The sequence below is a fragment of the Cupriavidus sp. WS genome, assembly GCF_000395345.1.
Taxonomy (GTDB): Bacteria; Pseudomonadota; Gammaproteobacteria; order Burkholderiales; family Burkholderiaceae; genus Cupriavidus; species Cupriavidus basilensis_B.
In genome coordinates, this window is record NZ_AQPL01000136.1 from 1 (window position 1) to 22,847 (window position 22,847).

Sequence of the window (22,847 nt, forward strand, 5' to 3'; positions counted from 1 at the left end):
CGCGCGGCGTCGGCCAGCGGCAGGCTGGCATCGCGCTCGAGCACGGCCAGCAGCACCACGGCGTCCTCGCCCAGCGGGTCGGCGGAGCCCGACACCACGCGCGACACGGCGGCCTGGAACTCGGCGCTGAAGCGCTCCGGGTGCAGCTCGCTGAGGAAATACTGGGCGATGTCGTCGGGCAGGTCGGCGTGCGCGTAGGAGCGGCCGGTCATGCCGATGCGCTCCAGCGGATAGGTGCCGTTGAGGCGGTAGCCCAGCGGCCCCAGGATGCGGGTGAAGGCGATCTCGCCGCCGGGCAGGCTGCCGCAGTCCCACTTCACGGTGCGCAGCGCGCCGTGGTCGAACACCACGCGGCCGCCGGACCGGATCACGTCGCGGGTGTAGGCCATGCCGGTCGGCACGCGCTCGAGGATGCCGGCGAACAGCACCATGTTGAGGGCCTGCGCCACTTCGGCGCGGCTGGCCGTGTCGCCGCCAGCGTTCAGCAACTCGGGCGAAACATTCATCAATTGCAGCAACTCGGTTGCCTGTGCTTCGCCACAGATGGTTTCGAGCAGGCGTTGCAGATTCGGCTTGGTCATGGTCAATACGCTGGAAATCGTTTGTTTTCGGGGGACGGCGGGAGCCTGGAGCCTCCCGGCGGCCTTATTGTGAGACCGCGCGGGACTTCGTACAATTGATAACTTCGCACCAACTTCCTTCCCAAAACGCACTATGCGCAAAGGCATACCCAGCCTCACCGCGCTGCAGATGTTCGAGGCCGCAGCGCGGCTGGGCAGCTTCACCCGCGCCGCCGACGAGCTGGCCGTGACCGAAAGCGCGGTCTGCCGGCAAATCGCCGCGCTCGAGGCGCGCCTGGGCGTGCCGCTGTTCCACCGCATCCGCAAGCGCATCGCGCTCACGCCGGCCGGCAGCACCTATGCCGAGGAAGTGCGCGAACGGCTGGACCAGATCGAGCAGGTCACGCTGGACGTGATGGCGCAGCGCCCGCGCGGGCGCGCCATCGAGCTGGCCATCGGCCCGACCTTCGCCAGCCAGTGGCTGATCCCGCGCCTGCCGCAGCTGGCGCAGGCCCTGCCCGACCTGACGCTGCACCTGTCGGCGCGCACCGAGGCATTCGAGCTCAGCGATACCGCCTTCGACGCGGCGATCTACTACGGCGAGGGATTGTGGCCGGGCACCGAGGGCGAGCGCATCCTGCAGGAAGGCCCCTCGGTGCCGGTGTGCAGCCCGTCGCTGCTGGGGCGGCGCAAGCGGCTGGACCTGGCGCAGTTGCTGGCGCTGCCGCTGCTGCACCTGACCACCCGCCTGCGCGCGTGGCACGACTGGCTGGCGGCGGCGGGCGCGGCGCTGCCGGCGCAGGCCATGCGCGGCCCGCGCTACGACCTCTACACCATGCTGGCGCAGGCCGCCGCCGCCGGCGTGGGCGTGGCGCTGATTCCGCGCATCCTGATTGCCGAGGAACTGGCGCAGGGCCGGCTGGTGATGCCGCTGGCCGCGCTGCCGGCCGAGGCCGAAAGCCGCAAGGCCTATTATTTCGCGCACCGGCGCGGGCTGGCGCCCGACGACAAGGTGCTGCAACTGCGAGGCTGGCTGCTGGCGCAGGCCGCGTAGGCGGCCGCCCGCTCAGTGCGCGTGGGCGCTGACGGCCTCGCGCGTGTCGCGCGCCAGGCCGAGCGCGAAGGCGGTCTCGGCCACCAGGAACAGCGGCCCCACCACCAGGCCGGACAGGTCGTCGACAAAGGCGGGCTTGCGGCCTTCGTAATAGTGGCCGACGAACTGGATCACCCAGCCGATCACGAACAGCCCGATGCCCCAGGCCAGCCAGGCGCCGGTGGACAGCGCCGCCAGCAGGCCGCCCACATAGACGAAGCCCGCCAGGATCGCCGTCATGGCCAGCCCGAAGCCGGCCGACAGGCGCAGGTAGAACAGGCACGACAGCGCGTACAGCACCATCGCCGGGGTCAGGTAGGCCGGGCCCTCGCCGAGCGGCATGGCCGGGCGCGCGAGCAGCGTGGTCACGGCCAGGACGATCATCGGAATGCCGATAAAATGCGTGAACACATTGCGCGGATCGCGGTGGTAGGCCGCGTAGTTCGCGAGGTGGTCGATCAGTGTTTTCAACTGTGTCTCCTGCCGTCCCGCGAATGCCGCCGCTCGCCGTGCGGCTTATGATGGGGCCGGATGTGGCGGTATGGTAAAGGGGCGCCGGCACGCGGGTCTGTCCGGTTTTTGACAGTCCCCGGCCGCCCCGGCAGAGGGAAAACACCAAGCCCGCCAGGCCAGACAAAAACACAGGAGACGACGATGCCCGCAACGCCACGCGCGCAGCCGGCGCAGGCGCCCGACCCGCTGCCGGTGCTGCGCGCGGGAAGCTGGTTCGCCGCGCTGCCCGCGGCCATGCAGGACGCGCTGCTGCGCGACGCCACGCCGCGCCGGCTGGCCGCCGGCCAGTTGCTGTTCGCGCGCGGCGACGCCTTCGACGGCATCTTCGCGGTGCTCGCTGGCACGCTGCAGATCGACGCCCACAGCGCCGCCGGCAAGGCCGCCCTGCTCGGCCTGCTGGTCCCGGGCGCGTGGTTCGGCGAGATCTGCCTGTTCGACGGCCTGGCGCGCACCCACGACGAGCACGCCACCAGCGCCGCCACCGTGCTGCACCTGCCGCGCGACAAGCTCTACGCCATGCTGGCGCAGCATCCGCAATGGTGGCGCGAGTTCGGCAAGCTGCTGGCGGCCAAGACGCGCGAGGCCTTTCATTACGTGGAAGAGACCCAGGTGCTGCCGCCGCTGGCGCGCACTGCGCGCCGGCTGGCGGCGATGGCGCAGGCCTACGGCGACCTGCCCGCCGGCGGGCGCCGCTCCGTGCACATCCCGCAGGAGCAGCTCGGCCAGATGCTCGGGCTGTCGCGCCAGACCGTCAACCACGCGCTGCGCGAGCTGGAAGCGCGCGGGCTGCTGCGGCTGCATTACGCCGATATAGAACTGCTCGACGTGCCGGCGCTGCTGGCGCTGTCCTGACCCCGCATGACGATACCCATGACCACACTGAACACGCCGACCACGCTGACCACGCTGAGCGCCCCGCGCCTGCAAGCCTATCTCGATCACATCGGCCACCCTCATCCGCCGGCCCCCGACCGCGCCGCGCTCGACAGCCTGATCGCCGCGCACCTGGCGCGGATTCCGTTCGAGAACATCGACGTGCTGCTGCAGCGGCCCGTGCGCATCGGCATCGACGCCGTGTTCGACAAGCTGGTAAGCCGGCGCCGCGGCGGCTATTGCTTCGAGCACAACACCCTGCTGGCCGCCGCGCTGCGCGCGCTCGGCTACGGCGTCACGGCGCTGGCCGCGCGCGTGCGCTGGCACGTGCCGGACGCGGTGCCGACCATGCAGTCGCACATGCTGCTGCGCGTGGAAGCCGCGCACCTGAGCCATATCGTGGACGTGGGCTTCGGCGGCCCCACGCCGTACCGCGCGCTGCCGCTGCCGCCGGCCGGCGAGGCCGATCCCGCGTTCCCCTACCGGCTGGCCCCGGCCCCGGCGGATGCCGCGCCCGCGGCCTTCCACCAGTACGACATGGAAGCGCGCGGCGCCGAGGGCTGGTTCCGTCTCTACCGCTTCGACCTCTCGCCGCAGCAGGAGATCGACTACGAGCAGCGCAACTGGTACACCGCCACCCACCCGGACAGCCTGTTCCGCAACAGCCTCACCGTGGCGCGCTCGCAGGGCGAGGCACGGCTCACCCTGCTCGACGGCGACTTCCACGTGCGCGCGGCGGACGGCAGCGTGCAGCGCGAACGGCTCGATGCGCCCGATGATGTGATCGCGCTGCTGGCCGGGCGCTTCGGCCTGGCGCTGGAGCCGGCCGACGCGCAGGCGCTGAAGGCGATGCTGCCGGCGCTGTTGTCGGCATCGCGCGCCGGCTGAGCGCCGGCCGCGTGTCAGGCGCCGGCCGGCTGCGTCTCGAATCCCGCCTGCGCGAGCAGCGCCGGCAAGCCGGTCTCGCCGACCAGGTGCAGCGCGCCGACCACCACCAGCGCCGGCGTGCGCGCGGCGATCAGCGCCAGGATCTTCGGCAGCCACAGCCGGTTGCGCGCGTCGACCAGGGCCGCCAGCGTGGCCGGCCACTGCGCGCGCCGCTGCGCCAGCAGTGCGGCGAACGGCGCGGCCTGCCCGCCGCGCCACCAGCGCACCATGTCGGCCGGCTCGGCGGCGGCCAGCGCGGGCTGCGCGGCGAAGAACGCCAGCATGCCGAGCTGCTCGTGCAGCGGCACGTCGCGCAGCAGGCGCAGCGCCTCGCCGGCGTCTTCGAGCGCCTCGGCGGGCAGGCCGTCCGCCCGCGCGCGCATCCACAGGTAGCGGTCCACGCCGTGCTGCGCCACGATGCCCTGCCGCGCCGCCAGCGCGAACTGCAGGTGCAGCGCCGCGAACACCGGACGCAGGCGCTCCAGCTCGGCGGCGGGCAGGCCGAAGTCCTGCCACAGCGCCCGCACCTGCCCGAGCACGGCGGGCACGAGATGCCGGCCGAGGCTGTCTCCTTCCGGGAAATAGGCCGCGCCGCCGTCCGGCACGCGGTCCAGCGCGACCTCGAAGACCACGCGCGAGGCCGCGCGGTAAGCCTGTTCCGCCGCCGGCGCCAGCGCCGTGAGCGGCGCATCGAGTACGTGGATGGCGCCAAGCAGGGCGACGCCGGTGTTCCTGATCTGCCAAAGCATGAAGCGTATCTCCCCGGCGCGGGCAATGCCGCCGCCGCGCCGCCAGCATACCGCCTCCCGCTGTGCAGAACACGGCCATGCACCGCGTGAATTGCCGGCAGAAAAAACACTGATAAGCCGGGCCGGCCGCCGCTTTGCGTGTGGACTGGGCCATGCCGCCCGACCATAATCTACCGGGCGGTAGCATTGCGCGGCGCGCCGGCAGGTCCGGCGGGTCTGGCTTCCGCGCCCGCATCCCGATCACGCTTTTCATAAAACATCCGGTCCCGCGCGGCGAGGACCCGGACATCTGGAGACACGCATGTCATTGTTCGACCTGACCGGCAAGGTTGCCATCGTCACCGGCTCTTCGCGCGGCATCGGCCGCGCCATCGCGGAGCAGATGGCGGTACAAGGCGCCCGTGTGGTGATTTCCTCGCGCAAGGCCGAGGCCTGCCAGGAAGTCGTCGACGCCATCAATGGCAGGCATGGCGCCGGCACCGCCATCGCCGTGCCCGCCAACATCTCCTCCAAGGAAGACCTGCAGCGGCTGGTCGACGAGACCAGCCGCGCCTTCGGCAAGATCGACGTGCTGGTCTGCAACGCCGCCTCCAACCCCTACTACGGGCCCATGAGCGGCGTCACCGACGAGCAGTTCCGCAAGGTGCTGGACAACAACGTCATCTCCAACCACTGGCTGATCCAGATGGTGGCGCCGCAGATGATCGCGCGCCGCGACGGCTCCATCATCATCGTGTCGTCGATCGGCGGGCTGCGCGGCTCGCCCACCATCGGCGTGTACAACGTGTCGAAGGCGGCCGACTTCCAGCTCGCGCGCAACCTCGCGGTGGAGTTCGGCCCGCACAACGTGCGCGTGAACTGCATCGCGCCGGGGCTGATCAGGACCGACTTCGCGCGCGCGCTGTGGGAAGACCCGGAGCGCTACAAGCAGTCGACCCAGGGCGCGCCGCTGCGCCGCATCGGCGAGCCGGTGGAGATCGCCGGCGCGGCGGTGTTCCTGGCCTCGGCGGCCAGCACCTTCATGACCGGGCAGGCGATGGTGGTGGACGGCGGCGTGACGATCTGAGCCGCGCGGGCACGCCCGTGCCCGCGCGCGCCCGCTGTCCCCGCTGTTCCCTCGGGAGTCCGCCGGCGGCGGGCTCCATTCCGCCATGCAGTCAGGGAGGCACCGATGCCGAACCAACCGCAAGCGGCCGCGTCCTGGCCGGCCATCAGCCTGGCCGAGGCGCATGCCCGCCTCACCGCGCCCGGCGCGCCGTTCGAGACCGAGACGCGCGTCATCCGCGGCATTCCCACCACCATCTTCAGGAACGCGCCGCCCACGCTGCGCGAGCTGTTCCTGCTTGCCCGTGCGCAGGGCGGCAAGACCTTCGTGGTCTATGAGGACGAACGGGTCTCGTACGACGCCTTCGGCCGCGCCGCGCTGACGGTGGCGCACGCGCTGGCCCGCGACGGCGTGCGCAAGGGCGACCGCGTGGCGCTGGCCATGCGCAACCTGCCCGAGTGGCCGGTGATCTTCTACGGCGCGCTGCTGGCCGGCGCCATCATCACGCCGCTCAACGCCTGGTGGACCGGCGCCGAGCTCGAATACGGGCTGGCCGATTCGGGCAGCCGGGTCGCCTTCGTCGACGACGAGCGCCTGGGCCGCATCCTCGAACACCTGCCCGGCTGCCCCGCGCTGGAGAAGGTCTACGTCAGCCGCGCCGGCGCCGCGCACGGCGACGCGCGCATCGCCGCGCTGGAAAGCCTGCTCGGCACGCCCGATGCGTGGGCCGCGCTGCCCGCGCTGCCGGTGCCGGACATCGCCATCGAGCCGGACGACGACGCCACCATCTTCTACACCTCCGGCACCACCGGCAAGCCCAAGGGCGCGCTCGGCACGCACCGCAACTCGGCCACGGTGGCGGTGGCCGGCCTGTTCAGCCCGATGCGCAACTGCCTGCGCCGCGGCGAGCCGATTCCCGCGCCCGATCCGCTGGCGCCGCAGAAAGGCATGCTGCTGTCGGTGCCGTTCTTCCACGTCACCGGCTGCATGGCGGCGCTCAACGGCGCGCTGGCCAACGGCAGCAAGATCGTGCTGATGCGCCGCTGGGAGCCGCTGCGCGCGATGGCGCTGATCGAGCGCGAGCGCTGCACGGCGGCGGGCGGCGTGCCGACCATCGCGTGGCAGCTCATCGAGCATCCCGAGCGCGCGCGCTTCGACCTGACCTCGCTGGAGAACATGAACTACGGCGGCGCGCCCGCCTCCGCCGAGCTGGTCCGGCGCATCACCGAGGTGTTCCCGCATTCGGCGCCGGGCATCGGCTGGGGCATGACCGAGACCTCGGCCACCTTCACCAGCCACAGCGCCGAGGAATACGTGGCGCGCCCGGAAAGCAGCGGCCCCGCGCTGCCGGTGGGCGAGATGAAGATCGTGGACGGGCGCGGGCGCGCGCTGCCCGCGGGCGAGACCGGCGAGCTGATGGTGCGCGGCGCGAACGTGGTGCGCGGCTACTGGAACAAGCCCGAGGCCACCGCGCAGGCCTTCGTGGACGGCTGGCTCCGGACCGGCGACATCGCGCGGCTGGACGAGGACGGTTTTCTGTACATCGTGGACCGCATGAAGGACATGCTGATCCGCGGCGGCGAAAACATCTACTGCATCGAGGTCGAAAGCGCGCTCTACGACCACCCCGCGGTGATGGACGCGGCGCTGGTCGGCATCGCCCACCGCACGCTGGGCGAGGAGCCGGCCGCGGTGGTCGCGCTGAAGCCCGGCGCGCAGGTCACGGAAGCCGAGCTGCAGGCCTTCGTGGGCGAGCGGCTGGCCGCGTTCAAGGTGCCGGTGCGGATCGTGTTCTGCCCGGAGATGCTGCCGCGCAACGCCAACGGCAAGATCCTGAAGTCGACGCTGCGCAAGATGTTCGATGCGGCGGCCTGACGCTGGCCCGACGCGGCCACGGCGGCGCGGCTGCGTGCCGGCCCCGCGTTCCGCGCCGCGCCGCTCAGCCGCGCCCGACGAACGGCATCTTGGTGGCCATCACGGTCATGAACTGCACGTTGGCGTCGAGCGGCAGGTTGGCCATGTGGACCACGGAGCTGGCCACGTGGGCCACGTCCATGAGCGGCTCCGGCGCGATCTCGCCGTTGGCCTGCGGCACGCCGCGCGCCATGCGCGAGGCCATGTCGGTGGCGGCGTTGCCGATGTCGATCTGGCCGCAGGCGATGTCGTGGGCGCGGCCGTCGAGCGAGAGGCTCTTGGTCAGGCCGGTGATGGCGTGCTTGGTGGCCGTGTACGGCACCGTGTTCGGCCGCGGCGCGTGCGCCGAGATCGAGCCGTTGTTGATGATGCGCCCACCGCGCGGGCTCTGCGACTTCATCAGCGCGAAGGCCGCGCGCGAGCACAGGAACACGCCGGTCAGGTTGGTGTTGACCACCGCCAGCCACTGCTCCACCGACAGTTCGTCGATCGGCACCGCCGGCGCGTTGATGCCGGCGTTGTTGAACAGCACGTCGAGCCGGCCGAATTCCCTGCGGACCGTCTCGAACAGGCGCTCCACCGAGGCCGGGTCGCCCACGTCGCACTGCACCGCCAGCGCGACGTGGCCGTCCGCGCGCGCCTGCGCGGCCAGCGCCTCGATCGACTCGGCCGTGCGGCCGGCGAACACCACGCGGTAGCCCGCCGCCAGCAGCGCCTGCGCCACCGCCTTGCCGATGCCGCGGGCCGCGCCCGTCACCAGCGCCACCTTGCCTTGCTGAGTCATGTTGTCTTCTCCGATGCTTGATTGGAATTGCAGCGGGCCGGGCCCGGGGTCTGGCCCGCCGGATGGGAATGCGTGGACGATGCTGGACGATGCGGATATGGCGGGAAGCGGGATCCCGGCGGCGCTACCTGATCGGAATCGGCGTGTCCGCCCCCACCGGCACCGCGGTCACGCTGTTCTGCGGACTGCCGGAGACGATGCGGTCGGAATACGTGAGGTAGACCAGCGTGTTGCGCTTGCGGTCCACCGTGCGCACCACGTGCAGCGCCTTGAACAGGATCGACATGCGCTCGGAGAACACATTGTCCTGCTGGCGCAGCGGCTCCTTGAACGAGATCGGGCCCACCTGGCGGCAGGCGATCGAGGCTTCGGCCGGGTCCTCCGCCATGCCCAGCGATCCCTTGATGCCGCCGGTGCGCGCGCGCGACACGTAGCAGGTCACGCCCGCCACCACCGGATCGTCATAGGCTTCGATCACCACCTTGTCGGAGCCCGTGATGCGGAAATTGGTGCTGACGCTGCCGATCTCCTCGGCCCGCGCCGGCAGCGCGAGCGCCAGCAGCGCCGGCGCGGCAAGGGCAAAAGCGAGCTTGCGCTTCCTCATGGTCTGCATGGCCGCGCCCATCGTCTCAGGACGCCTTGCCGGTGATCTCGTCATGCCGTTTTTCCATTTCCTGGCGCAGCTGGCGGCGCGCCTGCGCGGCGGCGAAGCGCTGGCGCTCCACCTCGTCGCGCGGCTGCAGCGTCGGCACCTCGGCCGGGGCGCCGTTGTCGTCCACCGCCACCATCGTGAAGTAGCAGCTGTTGGTATGGCGCACCAGCTTGCTGCGGATGTTCTCCGTCACCACCTTGATGCCGATCTCCATCGAGCTGCGGCCCGTGTAGTTGACCGCCGCCAGGAACGTCACCAGCTCGCCGACGTGGATCGGCTGGCGGAACACCACCTGGTCCACCGACAGCGTCACCACGTAGCGCCCCGCGTAGCGGCTGGCGCAGGCATAGGCCACCATGTCGAGATACTTGAGGATGGTGCCGCCGTGCACGTTGCCGGAGAAGTTGGCCATGTCCGGTGTCATCAACACGGTCATGGAAAGCTGGTGGGACAGGTCATTCATGATCAAAATCCGGATTCTGGGGGCTGCCGGGCAGGTCCGCGAAGGCCCGCGCCGATGCCCGGCAGTGTAACCCGGAACGGCCGCGCCGCCGCGCCCGCGCGGGCGGGGACGATGCCGCCGGCGATACCGCCGGAGACACGGGCAATGAGATGCGGGAGATGGGAATGCGGGACGATAAAAAAGCGGCCTTTCGAGGCCGCCTTCTCATTTCCGCTGCGCTGCAGACGCGAACTGCTTACTTCTTCTTGTTCACAGCGTCCTTGAAGCCTTGGCCGGCGGAGAACTTCACCGTCTTGGCGGCCGGAATCTTGATGGTTTCGCCAGTACGCGGGTTGCGGCCGGTGCGCGCTGCGCGCTTGCCCGAGCCAAAGCTGCCGAAACCCACCAGCGTTACCGAATCACCCTTGGCAACCGCCTTCTTAATGTTGTCCAGAGCGGCATTCAGCGCGCGCTCTGCTGCAGCATTGCTCAGTTCCGCGTCAGCGGCGATGGCAGATACCAGTTCACCTTTATTCATGGCTGATTTCCCTTGTTGGTCGTCGTCATCGGAGTGTCTGCCACGCGGCAAATCACCGATCGGCGCAGTCTAATCCGCGCTTTACGCATTGGGCAATCCCCAGTGGCACCAATGCAACGAAAAAAGCCGGAAATCCTTGAGTCAAGCGCCTTTGCGGGGAATTTACACTCCTTTTCCACGCTTTCAAATACGGTTCGTGAGGGTAGCCGAATTCGAACGCGCGTAAGTCCGCGGGCACGGCGCGCGAGCCTGTCCGGCACCGGCCGCCCGGCCCCGCCGCGCGGCCCGGAAGCCCCCTGGCGCCCCCGTCGGAACCGGCAGCGCCACCGACGCCGCCATGCACCGATATGGCGACAACGCTCATTTTGGTGCAGACCAGGACCATCCGCGCGCCCCAAATCAATGCACCGCATCATTTTGGCGCAGGCCGTGCGGACCGCCGGCTCGCCTCCCGGCGCGCGGCACGGCGCATTCTGCCCGCCCGCGGCCGACATTGCCAGTCCCCGATCACCGCCGCCGGCCACAAAGCAGTGCGGCAACCACCAAGACGGTGCAGTCATGCACCTGCATGGGACCAATCTGGAACGGTTATTGCATACGGGTGCTCCCATTTTGAGCATGAGGAATGTATGGACAATTGGAAGAGCGGCACCGATGCCCTGTTCATCCTGTTAGGGGCGATCATGGTGCTCGCCATGCACGCGGGCTTTGCGTTTCTTGAACTCGGCACGGTGCGCAAGAAAAACCAGGTCAATGCGCTGGTCAAGATTTTGGTGGATTTCGCCATATCCACGATTGCCTATTTCTTTATCGGCTATACGGTGGCTTATGGCGTGGAGTTCCTCGCCAGCGCCCAGACGCTGGCGCAGCGCAGCGGTTATGAACTGGTGAAGTTCTTCTTCCTGGCGACATTTGCCGCGGCCATTCCGGCGATTATCTCGGGCGGCATTGCCGAGCGCTCGCGTTTCAACCCGCAACTGGTGGCCACCTTCGTCCTGGTCGGCCTGGTCTACCCGTTCTTCGAGGGCATCGCCTGGAACAACCGCTTCGGCGTGCAGGACTGGATCGCCTCGGTGGCCGGCGCCCCGTTCCACGACTTCGCCGGCTCGGTGGTGGTCCATGCGATGGGCGGCTGGATCGCGCTGCCGGCCATCCTGCTGCTGGGCGCGCGCCGCGGCCGCTACCAGAAGGATGGCCGCATCAGCGCGCATCCGCCCTCCAACATCCCGTTCCTGGCGCTGGGCGCCTGGGTGCTGGCGGTGGGCTGGTTCGGCTTCAACGTGATGAGCGCGCAGACCGTCGACAAGATCAGCGGGCTGGTGGCGATCAACTCCCTGATGGCGATGGCCGGCGGCACGCTGGCGGCCTGGGCCGCGGGCCGCAACGATCCCGGCTTCGCCTACAACGGGCCGCTGGCCGGGCTGGTGGCGGTGTGCGCGGGCTCGGACCTGATGCACCCGCTGGGCGCGCTGATCACCGGCGCCATCGCCGGCGTGCTGTTCGTCTATCTGTTTACGCTGGCGCAGAACAAATGGCACATCGACGACGTGCTGGGCGTGTGGCCGCTGCACGGCCTGTGCGGCGCGTGGGGCGGCATTGCCGCCGGCATCTTCGGCGCGCGCGCGCTGGGCGGCATCGGCGGCGTCTCGCTGGTCGCGCAACTGATCGGCACCCTGCTGGGCATCGTCATCGCCCTGGTCGGCGGCACCGTGGTCTACGGCACGCTCAAGAAGGTGGTCGGCATCCGGCTCGATGCCGAATCGGAATACAACGGCGCGGATCTCTCGCTGCACCGCATCTCGGCCACGCCGGAGCGCGAAACCAGCTGGTGAGCCGGCCGCCGCGGCAGACACCAAGCCCCACAATTCTGTGCTTGAACTTCCGCTCGCCGCAACGCAATAATGCGTAGCCCGCACGTGCGCCGCGCCGCAGGCGCGCGCGGGCGGCGCCGCACGACGTTCGGTGTTCATGAACCTGCAAGAGCCAGCAAGGGAGAACGCGATGGATGCCACCACGCTGCAGAAGCTACAGGAAGTCGTCGTCGCCTACGCGACGGAGTTTGGGGTCAAGGTGCTTGCCGCCCTGGCCTTCTGGGTGATCGGCCGCTGGCTGATCCATTTCGTGGTGCGCCTGGTGCAGGGCTCGCTGGCCAAGCAGAAGGTCGACCCCACGCTGCTGCGCTACGTCGGCTCGATCGTCACGGTCACGCTGAACGTGGTGCTGGTGATCGGCATCCTCGGTTATTTCGGCATCCAGACCACCACCTTCGCCGCGCTGATCGCGGCGGCCGGCGTGGCCGTCGGCATGGCGTGGTCGGGCCTGATGGCCAACTTCGCCGCGGGCGCCTTCCTGGTGGTGCTGCGCCCGTTCAAGGTCGGCGACTTCGTGACGGTGGCCGGCGTGACCGGCACGGTCAGGGAGATCGGCCTGTTCGCCACCACGCTGGACACGCCCGACAACGTGCTGACCGTGGTCGGCAACAACAAGATCTTCTCCGACACCATCCAGAACTTCAGCGCCAACGCCTTCCGCCGCGTCGAGCTCAAAGCCCAGCTGGCCGGCAGCACCGATGCGGCCGCGGCCATCGCGCTGCTCAAGGAACGCCTGGCCGCGCTGCCCAACGTCCTGGCCGAGCCCGCGCCGGACGTGGAAATCCTGGAGTTCACGCTGGTCGGCCCGGTCCTGGCGGTGCGCCCGTACTGCCATAACGACAATTACTGGCAGGTGTATTTCGACACCAACCGCGTCATCCGCGAGAGCTTCGGCGAAGCCGGCTACGCCGCGCCGATGCCGGCGCAACTGGTGGTCTTGCAGCAAAGCGGCGCCGCCGCGTCCTGACCCCGCGCGGCCCGGCTCATGCCGGGCGCTGCGCCTGCATGCCGGCGCGGCCGACCAGGCGCATGCCCACCGCGCCGATCCCGCACACCGCCATGACCACGGCGAGCGGCAGCGCGGTGCCGTCGCGCCAGACGCTGACCGCGGCGCCGGCCAGCGTGCCGAGCGAAAACTGCAGCGTGCCCATCAGCGCCGAGGCCGTGCCGGCCCGGTGGCCCTGATGGGCCATCGCCAGCGCCGACGCATTGGGCAAGATGCAGCCCAGGCTGCCGATGAACACGAAGAACCCCGCCAGCAGCACCGGCAGCGGCGCCGTGCCCGCCAGCGCCACCGCGGCCAGCATCACGCCGGCCGCGCAAGGCGCCAGCAGCGCGCCGCGCAGCACGTGGTCGAGCGCGCGGTTGCGCACCAGCCGCGCGTTGACCTGCGACATGGCGATCAGGCCCAGCGCATTGGTGCCGAACACGAAGCCGTAGTGCGATGGCGCGATGCCATGCAGCTCGATCAGCACGAACGGCGAACCCGCGATGTACGCGAACATGCCGGCCTGCGCGCAGCCGGCCGACAGCGAATAGCCGACGAAACCACGGTCGCGCAGCAGCTCGCCGTAGTTGGACAGCACGCGGCCCAGGCGCAGCGGCATGGCGCTGGCGTGGTCGAGCGACTCTTCCATATAGCGGTGGACCACCAGCAGGATCAGCAGGCTGGCGCCGCACAGCAGCCAGAAGATGGCGCGCCAGCCGAACACGCCGAGCACGGCGCCGCCGATGATCGGCGCCAGGATCGGCGCCAGCCCCATGACCAGCATCAGCGAGGAAAAGGCGCGCGCGGACTCGTGCGCCTCGAGCCGGTCGCGGATCACCGCGCGCGCCATCACCATGCCGGCGCAGCCGCCCAGCGCCTGCAGGAAGCGCCACAGCATCAGCGCCTCGACGTCGCGCGCGAGCGCGCAGCCGGCCGCGGCCGCCGCGTACAACGCCAGCCCGGCATAGAGCGGCGGCTTGCGCCCGAAGCGGTCGCTGATCGGGCCATAGAAAGCCTGCCCCGCCGCCAGCCCCACCAGGAAGGTGCCCAGCGTCAGCTGCACGCGCCCGATGTCCACGCCGAGATCCGCCGCCAGCGCGGGAAAGCTCGGCAGGTACATGTCGATGGACAGCGGCCCCAGCGCGGTCAGCGACGCGCATACCAGCAGCCAGAGGGGGAAACGCGCGGCCCGGGGGGCGCGGGCGGAGAGGCTCATCGGAACATCCTGGGGAACGGGGGACGCGCAGCCGGCGGCGCGCGCGGGGAACGGCAAGGCGAAAGGCGTAATTGTTGCATAGCGTAACAAGCCGCGCATCCGCGGCGGCAAACGCGGATGATGCTGGCGCGCGCGGCGTGCGCGCGCCCGGCGGCGAAGGTCCGCGCCCGGGCGCGCCGCCGCGCGGCGTGGATCAGGGGGGCTGGCTTTCAACCGCGGCAAGGCCAAGGGTACAATGCCACCCTGTCGGCCGCCCGGGGCGGACGGTCACGCAGCCCGACGCACCGCGGAAGCCAGCCTGCCGGCATGGCTTCCGGCAACGTTTTCCTGCATGAGAACAAGACACGCTCTGCTTACCGCCTTACTGACCCTGGCCGCCGCCGGCGCGGCCAGCTTGCCGTGGGCGCGGCACGCGCACGCGGCCCCGCCGCCCGCCAAAGCCGCCGCCGCCGCTCCTGCGGCACCGCCCGACGAAGCCGACGCGCTGGCCCAGATGCTCAAGGGCGCGGCCACCGGCCAGAACACCGGCGCAGCCGGCGTGCCCGAACTGCTGCGCAACACCGCGCGGCCGGACAACATCCTGGCGCGCGCCTGCCGCCAGCTCAACGACATGCTGCCGATCGACATCGACGGCGAGACGCGCCTGCGCCGCTGCCAGTCGGTGCCGGGCAAGCACGTGCTGTTCCAGCTCGAGCTCACCAAGTACCGCGGCCCGATGCTGGACCTCGCCAGCTTCGAGCTCAGCTATGCCGCGCCCCTGCAGCGCAATATCTGCGCCAACCGCGACGTGGAAATCCTCACCAAGCTCGGCGTGAGCATGATGTTCCGCTACATGACGCGCAGCGAGCGCGGCGAGCGCCGCGTGGGCGATGTCTACATCAACGCGCCGATCTGCACCTCGGCACTGCGCTAGCGCGCCGGCCCGCGATCGCGCCGGACAAGCCTGCTTGAGGTCCGGGACACCGCCCCCTCTCTCCCCTCCCTCCGCGCTCTGCCCCACAAAGAAAAACGCCGGCATCCCCCGCGAGGAATGCCGGCGCCGTCGTCCGCGCGCTGCTCAGGCCAGCCGCGGCCGCAGCGGCACCACGTTGGCCGCGCGCCGCGGCAGGATGCGGGTTTCCTTCCAGCTCGCATGCGCCAGCGGCGAGGCCCACACCTGCTCATGCAGGCTGGCCAGCGCGAACGGGTCGCCCAGCAGCAGGTGCTTCTGCGCGGCGCCCAGGCTCTCGGGCCCCTCGGTCAGGGCCTGCTGCACCAGCGCGGCATGCGCGAGCCGCGTGGCCTCGGGCTGGATCAGGCGCGACGAGCCGGTGGCGCACATCAGGGCGTTGGTGACGGGGTCCACCACCGCGTCGATGAAGGCCGGCGGCTCGCCGGCGGCTTCCACGTGCTCCTGCATGGCCACCATCTCGCGCGGCGGCCGGGCTTCCTCGGGCGTGACGAACAGCCGGGCGCGGCGCAGCGCGCGGCCGAACGACACGCGCGACAGGAACACCGACATCGGGATCGACAGCGCCAGCGCGCCGACGATCGGCAGCAGCCACCAGACGAAGCTCGGATCGATCCACAGCACCAGCCCGCCCCACGCCAGGCCGAGCAGCGTATGCAGGCCGTGGCGGTGGAACGCCTCGCCCCAGGTGGTCTCGGCATCCTCGCGCGGGGGCGACTTCCAGGTAATGCCCCAGCCGCTGTAGGCCGCCACCACGAACTTGGTGTGGAACAGCATGCGCACCGGTGCCAGCAGCGCCGACATCACCACCTCGATCAGCATCGACATGACCAGCCGGCCCGGCCCGCCGTAGTTGCGCGCGTCCTTCATCAGCAGCAGCACGCTGGCCACCTTGGGCAGGAACAGCAGCGTCGCCGTGGCCGAGAACAGCGCGAGCGCCTTCTCGGGATGCCACTCGGGCCAGGTCGGGAAGAACTGGTAGGGCTGCGTGAAATACTCGGGCGGCACCAGCGCGTGCTTGGCCAGCATGATCGTCGACAGCACCAGGAACAGGAACCACAGCGGCGCCGACAGGTAGGCCATCACGCCGGTGAGGAACACCGCGCGGTGCACCGCGTGGAAGCCCTGCTTCATCCACAGCCGGAAGTTCATCAGGTTGCCCTGGCACCAGCGGCGGTCGCGCTTGACCTCGTCGAGCAGGTTGGGCGGCAGTTCCTCGTAGGAGCCTTCCAGGTCGTAGGCGATCCACACGCCCCAGCCGGCGCGGCGCATCAGCGCGGCCTCGACGAAATCGTGCGAGAGGATCTCGCCGGCCAGCGGCCCCTTGCCCGGCAGCGGCGCCAGCGCGCAATGCTCCATGAACGGCTGGATGCGGATGATGGCGTTGTGGCCCCAGTAGTGCGACTCGCCCAGCTGCCAGTAATGCAGGCCGGCGGTAAACAGCGGGCCGTACACGCGCGTGGAGAACTGCTGCACGCGCGCGTACATGGTCTCGCGCCCGACCGCCAGCGGCGCGGTCTGGATGATGCCGGCGCCGGGGTTGCTCTCCATCAGCCTGACCAGCGTGGTCAGGCACTCGCCGCTCATCACGCTGTCGGCATCGAGCACCACCATGTAGCGGTAGGCGCTGCCCCAGCGGCGGCAGAAGTCCGCCACGTTGCCGGTCTTGCGCTTGACGCGGTGGCGGCGCCAGCGATAGAAGATGCGGCCGAAGCCGTTGACGGCGCGGCAGGTCTCCATCCAGGCGTCGGTCTCGGCGGCGCGCAGGTCGGGGTTGCCGCTGTCGGACAGCACGAAGAAATCGAAGCGCGCCAGTTCGCCGGTGCGCTCCATCGATTCATAGGTGGCGCGCAGGCCGGCGAACACGCGCGTCACGTCCTCGTTGCAGATCGGCATGATGACCGCCGTGCGCGCCTGCTCGGCGATGGGCCCGGCCTGCGCCGCGGAGCGCGAGATCAGGTGGCGGTCGCCGCCCTTGGCCAGCACCAGGAAGCCCATCATGGCGGTCCAGAACCCGGCCGACACCCACGAGAACAGGATGGCGAAAAGCGCCAGCACGGCGATCTCGAGCGGGTCGGTGCCGTGGTACGGCAGCACCTTCGTCATGAAATAGGTGGCCAGCGCGGTCTGCCCGGCCACCAGGCCCAGCAGCACCCAGCGGCGGTGCGTGCCGGCCGGGTGCCACTTGCCCTCGGCGTCGGGGCCGTCGTGCAGCGTGTCCCAGGTCTGGGGCACCGGCGGGCGCCCGAACAGCCGGCGGCCCAGGTTGCGCAGGAAGCCGGTGACGATGTGGGGCGGCCACGCGCGCGGCACCATCGAGGCGCGCCGCGGGGCCGGGCCGGTGTCGATATGCACGGTGCCGTCCTCGCGCCGCTCAATGAGCGGCTCGCCCGCCGCCTGCGGCGCGCCGTAGGCGAGGCCGAGGCGGCGCCAGACCGAGGCGTAGGCCGCGCCGCCGGGGGCCGGCTGCGCGCCGTCCTTGGCGCAGTCCTTCGCTGCGAGCTTGCGCTGTAGTTGCTGCATGGCCGGCTCGGCGCCGTCGCTGCCGGCGATCTCGCCAAGCAGCTCGCGGCGCTGGTCGGGCGAGACCGGCACGCGATCGAGATAGCGCTCGCATGCCGCCGCCGGGGCGGCGCGCCGCTTTAGCCTGGGGGTAAGATGTAGCTCCACGTCTCGGATAGGGTTGTATTGCCGTTGCGAAGATAGCCGCGCAGCTCGACCGGCTTGGTCTCGTCCTTGCGGCGCACGACCATCGTCATGCGCCAGCCGCCGGTGGCCTCGTTGCGCTGCGTCGAAGTGCTGAGCAGCTCCCCGTTGCTGTCGGCCGAGATCACCGGATCGATGCGGGTGTCGGCGGCCAGTTTCTTGAAGGCAGGGCCTTCGAAATCGACAGCCAGCGAGAAGCTGGTGTCCTCCTGCTTGCGGCTCAGGCCCTGGCCTCGCCGCGTCTGCGTCACCCACGACAGCGGCGGCAGCTTTTCGCTGTCCTTCTGCCACAGCAGGCGGTATTCGTAATCGAAGGGCTGCCGCGGCTTGGGCGGGTTGTCCGGCACCCAGTAGGCCACGATGTTGTCGTTGGTCTCGTCCGGCGTCGGGATCTGCACCAGCTCCACGCGGCCCGAGCCCCAGTTGCCCTTGGGCTCCACCCACGCGCTCGGCCGGCGCTCGTACCACGCGCCGATCTCCTGGTAGTTGCCGAAGCTGCGGTCGCGCTGCATCAGGCCGAAGCCCTGCGGGTTGGTGGCCGAGAACGACGTCACCAGCAGCCGCTTGGGATTGCCCAGCGGGCGCCACAGCCACTCGCCGGTGCCGAGCTGGACCGACAGGCCGTCGGAGTCATGCACCTCGGGCCGGTAGTCCGGCACCGGCGACGGCTGGTTCTCGCCGAACAGGTACATGCTGGTCAGCGGCGCCAGGCCAAGCTTGGTAACGTGCTCGCGCAGGAACAGCCGCGACTTCACCTCCATCGCCGTCTCCGCGCCGGGGCGCAGCACGATGCGGTAGGCCCCGCTCACGCGGCGCGAATCCATCAGCGCGTAGATGGTCAGCTGCTTGTCCGCCGGCGACGGGCGCTCGATCCAGTATTCGACGAAGCGCGGGAATTCCTCGCCCGAGTTGAGCGCGGTGTCCAGCGCCAGCCCGCGGGCCGACAGGCCGTACCACTGGTCCTTGCCGAGCGCGCGGAAATAGCTCGCGCCGACGAACGACACCACCTCGTCCTTGACCTTGGGCTGGTTCAGCGGAAACAGCACGCGAAAGCCCGCGAAGCCGAGCGGCTTGAGCTTGGTCGCGTCGAGCTTGTGCGGGCCGTAGTTGAAGGCCGAGGGGTCGAAGCGGATCTCGCGCACGCTGCCGCTGACCACTTCGTTGATGCGCACCGGCTGGTCGAACACCATGCCCTCATGGAAGAAGGACAGCTCGAACGGCAGCTTGGCGTTGCGCCACAGGTGACGGTCGGGCTTGAATTCGATTTCGCGGTAGCGCTCGTAGGAGAGCTCGCGCAGCTCGCGCGGCAGGTTCTGCGCCGGCGTCTTGTACGGGGTGGCCGCAAGCTGGCGCGCGCGCGCCGCCACGGTCTCGAAGTCGAACGCATGCGCCGCCAGCGCGCACACCGCCAGCAGTCCGCCGCACAACCACCGGCCCAGGCGCAGGGCGCCGCTGCTGGCGCGCGCCGGCTGGCGGCGCGGAAGGTTGACGGTGGTCGGCACGGTAACGGTATCGGACATGGATGCCAGTGGCAGGCAGGGTTGAACACAAGGGCCGCGGCAGGCTTCGCTGCAAGAGGCGGGCCATCGCCGGGCCGGGGCGGCGGCAGGCGGAGATCGCGTCGGTCGCGCAGGTCACGGCCGGGCGCGGCGGCTTCGGCACGCCGCCGGCGCGATCCCGAAAGAGCACGCGACGCATCATAACGACAATGTCTTGAAAAAGTAACAGCCTTGTTGCAATGCGCAATAGGACCTTAACAATTCGAGACTTAAAAGTCACGTTTCGACCACGCAACGTTTGCAACAATTTGAAACCCCGGTGGGCTGGAAGCCGCTTGGCGCGCGGCTTTCGGGCCGGTGCGTCACACCGGGGGCGCGGTGCGGCGCAGGTCAGGCGCGCAGGCCGTTCGTCGGCGTCTTGCGGATCGCGGCGCTTGGCGTGGGAAGGCGGGCATGGCAGTCATCGCGCGGGTGTCGTGCGCGTTTCGCGTTTGTCGGGCTCGCTGGAACCAGTATGGACGAACCCCGAATCTGCAACGCTAGGATACGGATCGCGCTTCGTCAACGCGGGGGCCGGCGCCCCGAAACGGCGCATGGCGCACCCCGGTCTTCGTGCGGTGCACAGCGGCCGCGTGCCGCCCTGCCGGGCAGGCAAAAAAAGAGAGGCCGCAGCCTCTCGATCGGATCTCACCCCGGTGCCGGTCCCCCCGGACGGCATGTTGCCACTGGGCACCGTTTCCCCGTCATCGCGGCAACGCGCCGGCGCGTCGGCCTATTGGCGCGGCGCGGCATGCAGATGCGGGCGGCACGGCGAACTGCTGGCGTCGCGGGCATGCCCGCCGCCGGTCGCCTTCGCTACCAGCAACGGCGCAGGAGCGCAAAAGGTTGACGCGCGCGCCGGCCCGTTCAGTGGCACAGGCGGTTGAACAGCTCGCCCGCCACGGTGCCGGCAGCGACCTGCTGCGGCATGCCGGCCTGCGGCGCGCCGATGGTGTAGAGCGATTCGCCGCGCGCGTAGCGCTTCGAATACAAGGTCTGCTCGACCACCGCGTACATCGAGGTCGCGCAGTTGAAGATCATGCGCCGGAGCGAGGAGCGGATCTGCTCGCCGCTGGTGGTGCGGATCACGCCGGCCGGCGCGTTGCGCATCACGGCCACGCCCACTTCCGCGCCGCGGCGGCGCACCGAGGTCTTGTCGAAATAGGAGATCGCGCCGCTGGCGCCCGCGAGCGGCAGCCAGCGCTGCGGATCGGGCGCGCCGGTCTCGGGCGCCGCCACCGCGGTGCAGCCTTCGCGCGGCGTGGCGCGCAATGCCACGCCGCCGTCGGCGCCGGGGCATTGATACAGCCCCGGCGTGGCGGCGGCCGCGGCGGGACGGACCGTGCCGGTGGCCGTCTCGGCATGGGCGGCAAGGCACAGGCTGCCGCCCGCAAGCAGGACGATGGCACAGGAAACGGCGTGGAAAGCGGCGCGCAAGGACATGGACGGACCCTCGTTCAGGCAGAAAACAGGCCGCATTGTCGCATACGGTCCCGCCGCCGCCCCGCGCCGCGGGGCGCCGCGCTCAGCCCTGCTGACCGCGCCAGGCCACCAGGTCGGCGATGGTCAGTACCGGCAGGCGGTACATCTCGGCGAACGCCAGCGCCTCGGGGCGGCGCGCCATCGTGCCGTCCGGGTTCATCAGCTCGCACAGCACCGCGGCCGGCGCCAGCCCGGCCAGGCGGGCCAGCTCGACCGAGCCTTCGGTATGGCCGCGGCGCGCCAGCACGCCGCCGTCCACCGCCACCAGCGGGAATACGTGGCCGGGGCTGACCACGGCATCGAGGCCGGCGTCCTCGGCGATGGCGGCGCGGATGGTGGTGATGCGGTCGGCCGCGCTCACGCCCGTGGTCACGCCTTCGCGCGCCTCGATCGAGACCGTGAAGGCGGTGCCGTACTGGCTGCGGTTGTTTTCGACCATCGGGCGCAGGCCCAGGCTGGCCACCTTCTCGCGCGTCAGGCACAGGCACACGATGCCGCTGCACTCGCGGATCATCATGGCCATGTTGGCCTGGGTCAGGCGCTCGGCGGAAAGGATCAGGTCGGCCTCGTTCTCGCGGTCGTCATCGTCGAGCAGTACCACGGGACGGCCTTCGCGCATGGCGTCGAGCGCCCGCGCGATGCGCTCGCCGAGCGGGCGCTGGTCGGCCTCCGCGCCGGCCGGGAAAGCGACAACGGGTTGTTCCTGGGTGGGAAGTGACAGCATGAAACGCTCCTATTGCAACGATAAGCGGGCGTTCCAGGGGATCAGCGGAAAACACGGGCAAATCCAGCCGCGCAGGCGCGCAGCACGCGCATGCCGGGAGGAGCCAGCCGGGTTGTACCGCCCATCTTCTTTCATCCGGACTATGACCGTCGGCCCTGGCCTCTCACCAGGTCTGCTGACCCCGCACGGGAATGCGGGCGCTCGCGGGCTCGCCACGCGCTGTGGTGGCATACCGCCGGTGGGGACTTGCACCCCGCCCTGAAGACGTAACGATGCCGGCGCGCCACCATCGGGGATGGCAGGCGCGCCGGCAACGGCATGTTAGCACGGGTGCGCCAAGGCTTGCTTGGCGCGCCCCGGCCTAGGGCGCCACGGCCGCGGCGTGGCTGGCCAGCGCCTCCAGCGCCAGGCGCGAGGCCTCGTCGGCCGGGAAGAAGCACTCGATGCGCATTTCCTGCAGCGTCACGTCCTGCGGAATGCCGAGCGTGGTCAGCGTGGTGAACAGCGCGGCGCGGAAGCCGCCCGCCGCCACCGTGACCGGCAGCAGCGGCGGCGGCGGGCCGCCGGCGGCCTCGTCGTCGGCCAGCGGCAGGCCGCCCGGCCCGAGCAGATCCGGGTGCCAGGCCGCGATGCGCGCGAAGAGCGCGCGCGCGGCCTGGTCCTGCGCCTGCGTCTGCAGTTCCTGCCAGACCCGGCGCAGCAGGTAGCGGCCGACCTGGCGGGCGTTCCCGAGCGCCGGCCACAGCCCCTGCGGGTCGAACACCGTGAGCATCAGGTTGACGCGCGCATCGCCCGGCTCCAGCGTGGACGGCGCGCGCCCGCCGAGCAGCACGCGGAGCATGTCGCGGTAGGCCCGGTTGGCGTCGAGCAGGTTCCAGAAGCGGTCCAGCACCACCGCCGGATACGGTTCCTGCTTGCTCAGGATCAGCGCCACCGCCTGCTGCACCATCTGCAGCGCCGGCGCGCCGAGGCCGTGCTCGCTGTAGGCCGGGGCGAAGCCGCCGGCCAGCAGCAGCCGGTTGCGCTGGCGCAGCGGCACGCCGAGGCGGTCCGCCAGCGACAGCACCATCTCGCGGCTGGGCCGGGCGCGGCCCGACTCGAGGAAGCTGATATGCCGCTGCGACACCCCGGCGGCCAGCGACAGCGCGAGCTGGCTGTAGCCGCGCCTGCCGCGCCAGTAGCGCAGCAGGCCGGGAAAATCGGTGGCGGTCTCGGAGCTGGGGGTCAGGGTGTCCATGACGGCATTACAGCACGGCCGGCGCCGCGCGGCGATTACCTCCGAG

General features: G+C 70.4%; 20 protein-coding genes, 1 pseudogene and 1 riboswitch. Of the genes and pseudogenes, 8 read left to right on the forward strand and 13 right to left on the reverse strand.

The genetic code is table 11. The annotated features are described in order from the left end of the window. A pseudogene (locus K206_RS0112765) lies at positions 1-581 on the reverse strand (DUF1338 family protein); the annotation flags it as partial. A gap of 133 nt (positions 582-714) precedes the next feature. Here K206_RS0112765 and K206_RS0112770 point away from each other — a divergent pair. Further along, on the forward strand, positions 715-1,614 hold the full coding sequence (locus tag K206_RS0112770) for a LysR substrate-binding domain-containing protein (protein ID WP_020202806.1): 900 nt from the start codon (positions 715-717) through the stop codon (positions 1,612-1,614). A gap of 12 nt (positions 1,615-1,626) precedes the next feature. Here the strand turns inward: K206_RS0112770 and K206_RS0112775 are convergent, their stop codons facing one another. Further along, positions 1,627-2,124, reverse strand: coding sequence for a DUF962 domain-containing protein (locus K206_RS0112775; RefSeq protein WP_020202807.1), 498 nt, complete (start codon positions 2,122-2,124; stop codon positions 1,627-1,629). 183 nt (positions 2,125-2,307) lie between these two features. Here K206_RS0112775 and K206_RS0112780 point away from each other — a divergent pair, with 183 nt between their 5' ends. Next, positions 2,308-3,018 carry a Crp/Fnr family transcriptional regulator gene (locus K206_RS0112780; RefSeq protein WP_020202808.1) on the forward strand — a complete coding sequence of 237 codons (711 nt, stop codon included), beginning with the start codon at positions 2,308-2,310 and terminating at the stop codon, positions 3,016-3,018. 18 nt (positions 3,019-3,036) lie between these two features. Next, positions 3,037-3,927: an arylamine N-acetyltransferase gene (locus K206_RS0112785; protein WP_020202809.1), complete on the forward strand. Its 891-nt coding sequence runs from the start codon at positions 3,037-3,039 to the stop codon at positions 3,925-3,927. A gap of 14 nt (positions 3,928-3,941) precedes the next feature. On the opposite strand, the gene K206_RS0112790 is transcribed toward K206_RS0112785, so the two are convergent. After that, positions 3,942-4,715 (reverse strand): TraB/GumN family protein, encoded by a 774-nt coding sequence (locus K206_RS0112790; RefSeq protein WP_020202810.1) that lies wholly within the window; start codon positions 4,713-4,715, stop codon positions 3,942-3,944. Between the two features lie 301 nt (positions 4,716-5,016). Here K206_RS0112790 and K206_RS0112795 point away from each other — a divergent pair, with 301 nt between their 5' ends. Next, positions 5,017-5,781 carry an SDR family oxidoreductase gene (locus K206_RS0112795; protein WP_020202811.1) on the forward strand — a complete coding sequence of 255 codons (765 nt, stop codon included), beginning with the start codon at positions 5,017-5,019 and terminating at the stop codon, positions 5,779-5,781. A 105-nt stretch (positions 5,782-5,886) separates the two neighbouring features. Beyond that, positions 5,887-7,635 carry a class I adenylate-forming enzyme family protein gene (locus K206_RS0112800; RefSeq protein ID WP_020202812.1) on the forward strand — a complete coding sequence of 583 codons (1,749 nt, stop codon included), beginning with the start codon at positions 5,887-5,889 and terminating at the stop codon, positions 7,633-7,635. A 64-nt stretch (positions 7,636-7,699) separates the two neighbouring features. On the opposite strand, the gene K206_RS0112805 is transcribed toward K206_RS0112800, so the two are convergent. The 4 genes from K206_RS0112805 to K206_RS0112820 all read right to left on the reverse strand — a co-directional run bounded on the left by K206_RS0112805 (position 7,700) and on the right by K206_RS0112820 (position 10,090). Then, a complete protein-coding gene (locus K206_RS0112805; RefSeq protein WP_020202813.1) occupies positions 7,700-8,458 on the reverse strand; it encodes an SDR family oxidoreductase in 759 nt (252 codons plus the stop codon). 124 nt (positions 8,459-8,582) lie between these two features. After that, positions 8,583-9,062 (reverse strand): CreA family protein, encoded by a 480-nt coding sequence (locus K206_RS0112810; protein WP_029043565.1) that lies wholly within the window; start codon positions 9,060-9,062, stop codon positions 8,583-8,585. 25 nt (positions 9,063-9,087) lie between these two features. Then, a complete protein-coding gene (locus K206_RS0112815; protein WP_029043566.1) occupies positions 9,088-9,573 on the reverse strand; it encodes an acyl-CoA thioesterase in 486 nt (161 codons plus the stop codon). A gap of 235 nt (positions 9,574-9,808) precedes the next feature. Continuing rightward, positions 9,809-10,090 (reverse strand): HU family DNA-binding protein, encoded by a 282-nt coding sequence (locus tag K206_RS0112820; RefSeq protein WP_020202816.1) that lies wholly within the window; start codon positions 10,088-10,090, stop codon positions 9,809-9,811. A gap of 629 nt (positions 10,091-10,719) precedes the next feature. Here K206_RS0112820 and K206_RS0112825 point away from each other — a divergent pair. Together K206_RS0112825 and K206_RS0112830 are read left to right on the forward strand one after the other, a co-directional pair. Continuing rightward, entirely contained in the window at positions 10,720-11,922 is a 1,203-nt protein-coding gene (locus K206_RS0112825; protein ID WP_020202817.1) for an ammonium transporter, read from the forward strand. A gap of 169 nt (positions 11,923-12,091) precedes the next feature. Next, entirely contained in the window at positions 12,092-12,928 is an 837-nt protein-coding gene (locus K206_RS0112830) for a mechanosensitive ion channel family protein (protein WP_020202818.1), read from the forward strand. A 16-nt stretch (positions 12,929-12,944) separates the two neighbouring features. Here K206_RS0112830 and K206_RS0112835 read toward each other — a convergent pair whose 3' ends face one another. Next, entirely contained in the window at positions 12,945-14,165 is a 1,221-nt protein-coding gene (locus tag K206_RS0112835; RefSeq protein ID WP_020202819.1) for a Bcr/CflA family multidrug efflux MFS transporter, read from the reverse strand. A 331-nt stretch (positions 14,166-14,496) separates the two neighbouring features. On the opposite strand from K206_RS0112835, the gene K206_RS43680 reads away from it, so the two are divergent. Next, positions 14,497-15,078: a hypothetical protein gene (locus K206_RS43680; RefSeq protein WP_029043567.1), complete on the forward strand. Its 582-nt coding sequence runs from the start codon at positions 14,497-14,499 to the stop codon at positions 15,076-15,078. A 144-nt stretch (positions 15,079-15,222) separates the two neighbouring features. Here the strand turns inward: K206_RS43680 and mdoH are convergent, their stop codons facing one another. The 5 genes from mdoH to K206_RS0112865 form a co-directional block, all read right to left on the reverse strand. Then, on the reverse strand, positions 15,223-17,784 hold the full coding sequence (gene mdoH, locus K206_RS0112845; protein ID WP_029043568.1) for a glucans biosynthesis glucosyltransferase MdoH: 2,562 nt from the start codon (positions 17,782-17,784) through the stop codon (positions 15,223-15,225). Continuing rightward, on the reverse strand, positions 17,757-19,340 hold the full coding sequence (locus tag K206_RS0112850) for a glucan biosynthesis protein G (RefSeq protein ID WP_020202822.1): 1,584 nt from the start codon (positions 19,338-19,340) through the stop codon (positions 17,757-17,759). Before K206_RS0112850 ends, mdoH begins: the two co-directional genes overlap by 28 nt. 885 nt (positions 19,341-20,225) lie before the next feature. After that, positions 20,226-20,801 carry a surface-adhesin E family protein gene (locus K206_RS0112855; RefSeq protein ID WP_020202823.1) on the reverse strand — a complete coding sequence of 192 codons (576 nt, stop codon included), beginning with the start codon at positions 20,799-20,801 and terminating at the stop codon, positions 20,226-20,228. Between the two features lie 82 nt (positions 20,802-20,883). Next, the gene (ribB, locus tag K206_RS0112860; protein WP_020202824.1) at positions 20,884-21,564 is read right to left on the reverse strand and encodes a 3,4-dihydroxy-2-butanone-4-phosphate synthase; all 681 of its coding nucleotides are present in this window, start codon (positions 21,562-21,564) and stop codon (positions 20,884-20,886) included. Positions 21,565-21,683: 119 nt separating this feature from the next. Further along, a riboswitch (FMN riboswitch) is annotated at positions 21,684-21,834 on the reverse strand. Between the two features lie 91 nt (positions 21,835-21,925). Continuing rightward, positions 21,926-22,801, reverse strand: a complete 876-nt coding sequence (locus tag K206_RS0112865) for a helix-turn-helix domain-containing protein (RefSeq protein ID WP_020202825.1) — start codon at positions 22,799-22,801, stop codon at positions 21,926-21,928. Between the last annotated feature and the right edge of the window lie 46 nt (positions 22,802-22,847).

Coding starts and splice junctions, on each gene's coding strand:
- K206_RS0112790 (WP_020202810.1), bottom strand. CDS start 4,715: ATGCTTTGGCAGATCAGGAACACCGGCGTCGCCCTGCTTGGCGCCATC.
- K206_RS0112825 (WP_020202817.1), top strand. CDS start 10,720: ATGGACAATTGGAAGAGCGGCACCGATGCCCTGTTCATCCTGTTAGGG.
- K206_RS0112810 (WP_029043565.1), bottom strand. CDS start 9,062: ATGAGGAAGCGCAAGCTCGCTTTTGCCCTTGCCGCGCCGGCGCTGCTG.
- K206_RS0112770 (WP_020202806.1), top strand. CDS start 715: ATGCGCAAAGGCATACCCAGCCTCACCGCGCTGCAGATGTTCGAGGCC.
- K206_RS0112865 (WP_020202825.1), bottom strand. CDS start 22,801: ATGGACACCCTGACCCCCAGCTCCGAGACCGCCACCGATTTTCCCGGC.
- K206_RS0112815 (WP_029043566.1), bottom strand. CDS start 9,573: ATGAATGACCTGTCCCACCAGCTTTCCATGACCGTGTTGATGACACCG.
- ribB (WP_020202824.1), bottom strand. CDS start 21,564: ATGCTGTCACTTCCCACCCAGGAACAACCCGTTGTCGCTTTCCCGGCC.
- K206_RS0112805 (WP_020202813.1), bottom strand. CDS start 8,458: ATGACTCAGCAAGGCAAGGTGGCGCTGGTGACGGGCGCGGCCCGCGGC.
- K206_RS0112820 (WP_020202816.1), bottom strand. CDS start 10,090: ATGAATAAAGGTGAACTGGTATCTGCCATCGCCGCTGACGCGGAACTG.
- K206_RS0112800 (WP_020202812.1), top strand. CDS start 5,887: ATGCCGAACCAACCGCAAGCGGCCGCGTCCTGGCCGGCCATCAGCCTG.
- K206_RS0112835 (WP_020202819.1), bottom strand. CDS start 14,165: ATGAGCCTCTCCGCCCGCGCCCCCCGGGCCGCGCGTTTCCCCCTCTGG.
- K206_RS43680 (WP_029043567.1), top strand. CDS start 14,497: ATGAGAACAAGACACGCTCTGCTTACCGCCTTACTGACCCTGGCCGCC.
- K206_RS0112780 (WP_020202808.1), top strand. CDS start 2,308: ATGCCCGCAACGCCACGCGCGCAGCCGGCGCAGGCGCCCGACCCGCTG.
- K206_RS0112855 (WP_020202823.1), bottom strand. CDS start 20,801: ATGTCCTTGCGCGCCGCTTTCCACGCCGTTTCCTGTGCCATCGTCCTG.
- K206_RS0112785 (WP_020202809.1), top strand. CDS start 3,037: ATGACCACACTGAACACGCCGACCACGCTGACCACGCTGAGCGCCCCG.
- K206_RS0112795 (WP_020202811.1), top strand. CDS start 5,017: ATGTCATTGTTCGACCTGACCGGCAAGGTTGCCATCGTCACCGGCTCT.
- K206_RS0112850 (WP_020202822.1), bottom strand. CDS start 19,340: ATGTCCGATACCGTTACCGTGCCGACCACCGTCAACCTTCCGCGCCGC.
- K206_RS0112830 (WP_020202818.1), top strand. CDS start 12,092: ATGGATGCCACCACGCTGCAGAAGCTACAGGAAGTCGTCGTCGCCTAC.